At 42.9% G+C, this 7,340-nt stretch carries 6 protein-coding genes; all 6 read right to left on the bottom strand.

Annotated elements, in window-relative coordinates:
* On the bottom strand, positions 1–1,083 hold a 1,083-nt coding region (locus tag AB1488_10415; protein ID MEW6410501.1), incomplete at its 3' end, for an HD-GYP domain-containing protein.
* On the bottom strand, positions 1,073–1,879 hold the full coding sequence (gene trpA, locus AB1488_10410) for a tryptophan synthase subunit alpha (GenBank protein MEW6410500.1): 807 nt from the start codon (positions 1,877–1,879) through the stop codon (positions 1,073–1,075). The genes AB1488_10415 and trpA, both read right to left, overlap by 11 nt.
* 85 nt (positions 1,880–1,964) lie before the next feature.
* Positions 1,965–3,155, bottom strand: a complete 1,191-nt coding sequence (gene trpB, locus AB1488_10405) for a tryptophan synthase subunit beta (GenBank protein MEW6410499.1) — start codon at positions 3,153–3,155, stop codon at positions 1,965–1,967.
* On the bottom strand, positions 3,145–3,585 hold the full coding sequence (locus tag AB1488_10400) for a DUF86 domain-containing protein (protein ID MEW6410498.1): 441 nt from the start codon (positions 3,583–3,585) through the stop codon (positions 3,145–3,147). The genes trpB and AB1488_10400 overlap by 11 nt, the downstream gene beginning before the upstream one ends.
* Entirely contained in the window at positions 3,548–4,009 is a 462-nt protein-coding gene (locus tag AB1488_10395; GenBank protein ID MEW6410497.1) for a nucleotidyltransferase domain-containing protein, read from the bottom strand. The genes AB1488_10400 and AB1488_10395 overlap by 38 nt, the downstream gene beginning before the upstream one ends.
* 46 nt (positions 4,010–4,055) lie before the next feature.
* Positions 4,056–7,340: cobaltochelatase subunit CobN (locus AB1488_10390; protein ID MEW6410496.1), on the bottom strand; the 3,285-nt coding region annotated here is incomplete at its 5' end.

The following is a 7,340-nucleotide window of genomic DNA, read 5'->3' as shown; positions in this document are numbered from 1 at the left end:
TCCTTTTTCCCATGCCCTGAAAAAGGCTTCCACCACTTTACTATCAAATTGTACCCCAGAGTATTTCTTCAGTTCCATAAATGCTGTCTCAAAGCTCAATGCCTTTCTATATGGTCTTGTAGTAGTCATCGCATCAAATGTATCAGCAGTAGCAATAATTTTTGCTGTAAAGGGTATTTCATTGCTGTTGAGTCCCTTTGGATAACCCCTTCCATCAGGTCTCTCGTGATGAAATAATGTACCAGGTATCACATCTCTCAATTGCCTCACATGGACAAGTATATCCCCACCAAGAAGTGGATGCATCTTCATCTGTTTAAACTCTTCATCGTCAAGTGATCCCTGTTTCCTCAGCACTTTATCCTCTATACCTATCTTGCCTACATCGTGAAGTATTGCTGAAAGTTTCAATGTCTCTATTTCAGCATCGCTAAGACCAAGTTCTTTACCCATGGCAATCGAATACACCATAACCCTCTTAGTATGACCTCCTGTATAAGGGTCCCTCTTCTCAATAGCCTCTGCAAGAGCCGTGGATGTACTTATAAATGTCTCATGGAGTTCTTCGTAGAGTCTTGCATTTTCTATAGCGATAGCCACCTGATTGCTGAGCGACTCGAATGCAGTGAGGTCTTCTTCGGTAAAAACCAGCCCACCGAGTTTGTTAATAGCCTGAAGCACACCAATAACCTTCCCTTTTGACTTAACAGGAACGCATATCATATTTCTCGTCACAAACTTACTCTTCTCATCAGCCTTCTTAAAAAATCTCGGGTCGTTCTGGACATCATTGATGATAGCAGGCTCTCCTTTCTCTGCCACCCATCCAGCAATTCCCTTACCTATCTTGAGTCTTATCTCTTTAACCTGATCGCCCTTCTCACCAAGCGCCACCTCAAAGAACAAATCTCCTCGTTCCTCATCCACAAGCAAAAGCGAGCCAACTTCACATTCCATCAGTCTCGTGGCAGCCTCCATAGCTCTACGCCTGACTACCTTCTGATCCAGTGTCGAGTTCAGAAGGGCGCTCAACTCCATCAGGGTAGAAAGGTATCTTACCGTCTTATCTGTCTCAGAATTCATCTATCCCTTTTCTTAGCGAAGCAATGAATCTATATACCTCTGTTTTCAGCGTAGTGGGAGAAGAAAAATTGTTTTCTATTATCCTTACCACTGCACTCCCTACAATCACCCCATCAGCAAATTCTGTAACCACTGATGCCTGTTCAGGTGATGATACGCCAAAACCTACTGCCACAGGAAGCCTTGAGTATCTTCTCACAATATCCACAGATTCCCTGATAGACTCGACAGTCCCGAGTCTTGAACCTGTGACACCGGTTAATGAGACATGATAGATAAACCCCCTTGAAACCTTTGCAATCTTGTTTATCCTTTCCTCTGTACTCGTCGGTGCGGTAAGAAATATGGTATCAAGACCTGAAAGCCTTGAAGCCTTAATGAAGTTATCTCCTTCTTCCGGGGGTAGATCAGGTATGATTACACCGTCTATTCCAGAGCCAACCGCATCTCTTGCAAATGCATCCTCCCCGTATCTGAAGATAAGATTGTAATATGTCATGATAATAAGCGGAATCTCCGTCTTCTCCCTTAGCCTCTTTACAATCGCAAAGACATCTCTCAGGGAGACCTTGTTCTTTAATCCCCTTTCGCCCGCCTTCTGTATTGCAGGTCCATCTGCAAGAGGGTCATTGAATGGCACACCGAGCTCAATCATATCAGCACCTGCCCGCTCTATCTCGATAACAAGTTCCTCTGTTGTAGTAAGGTCAGGGTCTCCAACCATGATATATGGTATCAGCGCCTTTCTGCCATCTTTCTTGAGTTCTTTAAATCTCTTCTCTATCCTCGATACCATAAGTCCCCTTACCCCTTAATCCTTAATCCTTAATCCTTAATCCTTACCCCTTAATCCTTACCCCTTAATCCTTAATCCTTAATCCTTAATCCTTAAGGACTATCCCCCTTATCTTCGCCACGTGCTGAACATCCTTATCGCCCCTGCCCGAGAGATTAATCACTATAATCTTATTTTTCGGAAGATTGGGTGCTAATTTTACCACCTCAGCAATTGCGTGGGCAGCTTCAAGTGCAGGTGTAATACCTTCGAGCCTGCTCAGCAGTTCAAATGCAGACAGCGACTCTTCATCTGTAGCGTATGTGTATTCGGTTCTGCCGATGTCACGGAGATAACTATGCTCGGGTCCTACGCTTGCGTAATCGAGCCCTGCAGAGACAGAGTGTGTTGGAAGTATCTGCCCCTCTTCGTCCTGAAGGACATAGCTCTTTGTCCCCTGAAGGATGCCGAGAAAACCACCAGCAAACCTTGCTGCATGTTTGCCTGTCTCTATCCCGAGTCCTCCTGCCTCAACACCGATCATTCTGATGTCATCGGATAGAAATTCATAGAAGAGTCCCATCGCATTGCTTCCTCCACCTACACAGGCAACAAGCATATCCGGAAGCCTTCCCTCTGCGCGTAGAATCTGTGCCCTTGTCTCTTTTCCGATTACTGATTGAAAATCCCTGACCATCATGGGATAAGGATGAGGACCAAACACAGTTCCCATAACATAGTGTGTATCTCTTACATTTGTTGTCCAGTCTCTGAGTGCCTCGCTTATTGCATCTTTCAATGTCCTTGTCCCGAGTGTAACCTCTCTAACCTCAGCACCGAGGAGCCTCATACGAAAGACATTCAAAGACTGCCTCTGCATATCTTCCGTTCCCATATATATCTCACAGGTAAGTCCCATCAATGCGGCACCAGTAGCAGTGGCAACACCATGCTGACCCGCACCTGTCTCCGCTATTATACGCCTTTTACCCATGCGCTTTGCTAAAAGACACTGTGCAAGTGCATTATTTATTTTGTGAGCACCTGTATGAGCAAGGTCTTCCCTTTTAAGATATATCTTTGCACCACCCAGATGTTCGGTTAACCTCTCTGCATAATATAGAGGTGTGGGTCTTCCGATATAATTTCTCTGGTATTCTGCAAGTATTCTTTTAAACTTTTTATCCCTCTTTGCCTTAAGGTATTCCTTCTCGAGCTCGTATAACGCAGGCATCAGGGTCTCAGGGACAAATCTTCCACCGTATATGCCAAAATGTCCGTGTCTATCAGGAATCATTTAGTGGATTCTCCTCTATAAATTTTAAGATACCCTTTGAAAAGGTCTCGAAATCTAAGAGATTATTCTGGATATTATGATAGACTTCCTCTGGCAATACTTTCAAGTACAGATGAACTAAAAGATTTCTAAATCTTGCCATCTTTTTTAATTTCTCTGTAAAATCTTCAGAAAAAACCCCTTCCTTCCCGAGAATCTCAAAGACACTCTGGTATCTGTCAGGCCGTGTCATATTGTATTCTGCAATAATATGATTAGCAATATCATGACAGCAATCTATTGCAATCTGGAAGCACCTCTCAGCAGTTCTTACATTCTTTACATCCGAGAGGAATTCTTCTTCTGATAATTCTTTAAATTCTTTAAGAAGACTCAATTCTGACTCTACTTTTTCAAGCCGCTCTCTTATGCTTTTTAAACTTACGACCAAAACGACCCTCCATAATTCGTTTTTGCTGGTAGTAATCCTGAACATATCGCATATACTCAGTATCAAAGAACTCTCTCATAGTTCCTGTCTCATACTCGATTCTTAGATTTTCACTTCTTGCAAAAAGACATTTCCCATGTTGTATAACCTCATAGGATAACACAATTGGAGCCCCGTTAAGGACAACAAGCTGAACTTCAATCTTAGGGAAAAATGGCTCAAATGCACTCACAAGCCCCAGTTGAACCTTAAGATAATCGCTGGCAGATATCTCTTTTGAAAGTAGAATGGCTATATCTGCATCGCTTAGGGGTGTAGCTATATCCTTTGCAAGCGAACCGAAAAGATAGACGAGTTCTATCCTTCTGTCATAGGTAAGTCTTTCTTTTATCTGCACTTTAAGATTTATTACATCTAATTCCATAGCCAGAATAATAGATGAATTCATGAGGTTTGTCAAAGGAAAACACTTATATCCTTATCTTTCTCCATCCAAGCGTTATAAGCCCTAAAAATACCAAAAAGCCTATCAAGAACAGATAAGGAATTGGTGCAGATGATGCCCCTCCAGCATTGACATCCTGCATCTCATAGCCTTCAACAATTTTGCCTTTTCCATCAGGAGCTAATTTAGGCTGAAGGCTTAAGGCTGAAGGCTTCCGAACCTCTGCGCTACTGCTCTGCTGCTCCGGGTTCTTAATTGCATCCAGCGCCTTAATAAAGCCTTTCACCTGAGCCTTCAATCCCGGCACTGACATTAAAACAGATGATGTGAATTTTGTAAGCAACGGATTATTGCATGTGTGGTCGCAACATGCAAGGCCAACCTCTTTTACGCTCTCTGCATATTCCTTTGCAAGGGTCTCAACTATTTTTTTATCAGGTTTCCAATAGTCCTTTCTCACGCTTTCAAGCATCCTCGCTACAATGGATTGATAAGCCCACATATTCTTTGACTGTTTGAACATCTCCTTTATGTTCAGTCCATTTCTATCTAAAACATATGTCTCATACATCTCATTCCACTTTGCTGCATCAACAGCCTCAGGCACTGTCACCTGCCATCCCCATAGATGCTCCACAACTTTATCCACAAATCTTGCACCTGCATATCCTTCTCTCATCATAGCCTTTATCCATTCAGGATTCAGATACCTTGACCTCATTTCCCTTCCCATGAGTTTTTCAATGGTCTCCTGTTTAGGCTGTTTTGGATTGGACATATTCGTGACATAAACCTCAGGTGTCTTTCCGTCTATTGCACGTATTGCCATTGCAGTTCCTCCGAGGTATTGAAAGAAGTCATCATTATCCAGCGTTGCATAAACATTCCCCGAGCGGCTGTGAATAGCCACCTTTGTCCCCGAAAGGGCGTTCTTAAAGAGCATCAGACTTATATCCTCTTCAGCCTTCAGCCTTAAGCCTTCAGCCTTGTTGCCCCAAAACCCCTGTCCATACAGATGACTCATCCTCATGAAATAAACATCCGCAACCTGCTTTTCATTATCCCATGTATTGGACATGGGGATTACTTTGTCGAGATTTGTCCCATAAGCACCGGATGGACCGGTAAAGAGCCTTACAGCTGCAAGCCTTTCTGCTTTATCTTCAGAAATGCCTTTCTCTATGAGCATCTTCCTTGTCTTCACGATATTTAACCTCAGGATATTGTCTTCTTCCTCCTGCTCTTTCGCCAGCGATACAGCCTTATCAAGTAGAGCCATAAGGTTTGAAAACAGATCCCTATAAAGCCCTGAGGGCACGATTGTAACATCTATCCTCTGCCTCTCAATCTTATTCCTTGTTATTGCCTCAACACCCGTAACCCTCCCCCGCTCATCCCATTTCGGCCTTATTCCCATGAGATACATAATCTGGGACTCCATCACGCCCTCATGCCTTATGGTCTCGACACCCCATAAATTAAATGTGATTTTGTCGGGATATAAGCCATGCCTCTGTTTATAGCCTTCAATAAGCTCCTTTGCTAACCTTACACCCATCTCATATGTAGATTTTGATGGGATTCTCGTCGGGTCAAAGGAATAAAAGTTTTTGCCTGTGGGTAAGGAATCAGGATTCCTTATGGGGTCATTACCCTGACCAGCAGTAATGTATCTTCCTGAAAGGGTAGCAACAAAGGAATCAATCTCTCTCTTTCCACTTTTGATTATCCTATCTTCAAGTTCTATTATCCTTTTCTCCCTTTCCTCCTTTGAAAGCCCTTTTTCAATGGATAAGACTGCCTCTGCAGTAGTTCTCCTGTATTTTTCTTCTGGAGATTTCCCGAATGTATGAAGACCAAAGGGCGTCTGTTTTTCAGAAATCTCTTTGATGTAATGTTCCATTCCCTCTATCTGCTCATGCGATAATAGCCGAGGCATCTTGCCTCGGTTGTCAGGCAGAATGCCCGACCTATTTTCGGTTATTTTTAAATCCGTAAGTAGCCCTATTTTTTCAGCAAGATTATTTATCTCCGTTAATTTTGTCTCTGCAAGGGATGGGCTTTTTTCTTTTGCCACATTGTAATCATCGATAAGGACAGAAAGTTCTTTTAGCTCTTTATTTAGCCCTGCCTTATCAAAGGGCGGTGTCATGTGGTCAATGATTACAGCCATGCCGCGCCTCTTTGCCTGAAGTCCTTCGCCAACATCATCAACTATATAAGGATAAATATTCGGTAAATCCTGTATCAAAGCCTCTGGAGGATCTTCATTAGTAAATCCTACCTCTTTCCCTGAGAGCCATTCATGGGTTCCGTGCGTGCCAATGTGTGCAATAGCATCTGCCTGAAAATCATTTTTAAGCCATAGGTAAAATGCTACGTACTGATGGTGTGGTGCGAGGGTGACATCGTGATAGAGTTTTTTTACATTCTGTTCCCAGCCTCTTGAGGGTTGAGGAGCGAAAAGTATATTGCCATATCTCACAGCAGGTATAACTATATATTTTGTTCCGCTTGCACCTTGCCATATCATGATATTGCTCTGTCCTACATCGCCCCAACTCTTAAGGACTGCCTTTTTAATACCTTCGGACAACTCCTCAAACCACCTCTTATATGTATTAACTGGAATGAGTATGAGTTTGCCGGTTTTTGCAAGCCTGTCAATTTCACCCTCTGCCCAGTTACCAATATTCCTTGCATAGTTGAAAACATCATTAAAAAGTGTATCCTTATCTATTGCCCTTTCTCCCACATCGTAGCCTTCAGCCTTCAGCCTATTTATTATTTCCCACAGGCTCTCAGGAAGCACATTAAGATAAGATGCACCGATATTTTGTTTACCAGGCGGGTAATTATAATAAATGATTGCAACCCCTTTGTCTTTGTTAGGCTTCTCCTGAAGGTTTATCCACGCCTTTACCCTTGAAGTCAACCTCTTTATCCTTTCAGGTATCGGTCTCTCTTCTATATACTCAATCCCTGTCTCTTTATCTATTGCTCTCTCTTTCGATGCAATGACGGTCGGTTGAATAATCCCTGCCATCTCTGGACCTGCTACTTGCCATGTCCTTTCAAAAATATCAAGGCCAACAGGTGATCTTTCCCATTCATCCTTTGATTGGCTATAAAGGGTAACGGCATTTATCAGAGGGACATTGAGCCTGCTCAGGAGAGGTATGGCAATCTTTGGATTTACCCCAATCTTCATACCCATGGCAACAATAAGTCTTACTCTGCACTGCGTGGGGGAAAGGAAAAACCTTTCAATTGCATTCTCAGATGGATAGCCATACACAGGAAGAACATT

The sequence above is a fragment of the Nitrospirota bacterium genome (assembly GCA_040756155.1).
Lineage (GTDB): Bacteria > Nitrospirota > Thermodesulfovibrionia > JACRGW01 > JBFLZU01 > JBFLZU01.
Note: the sequence above shows the minus strand (reverse complement) of the source record. Positions and strands in the feature narration are given on the sequence as shown.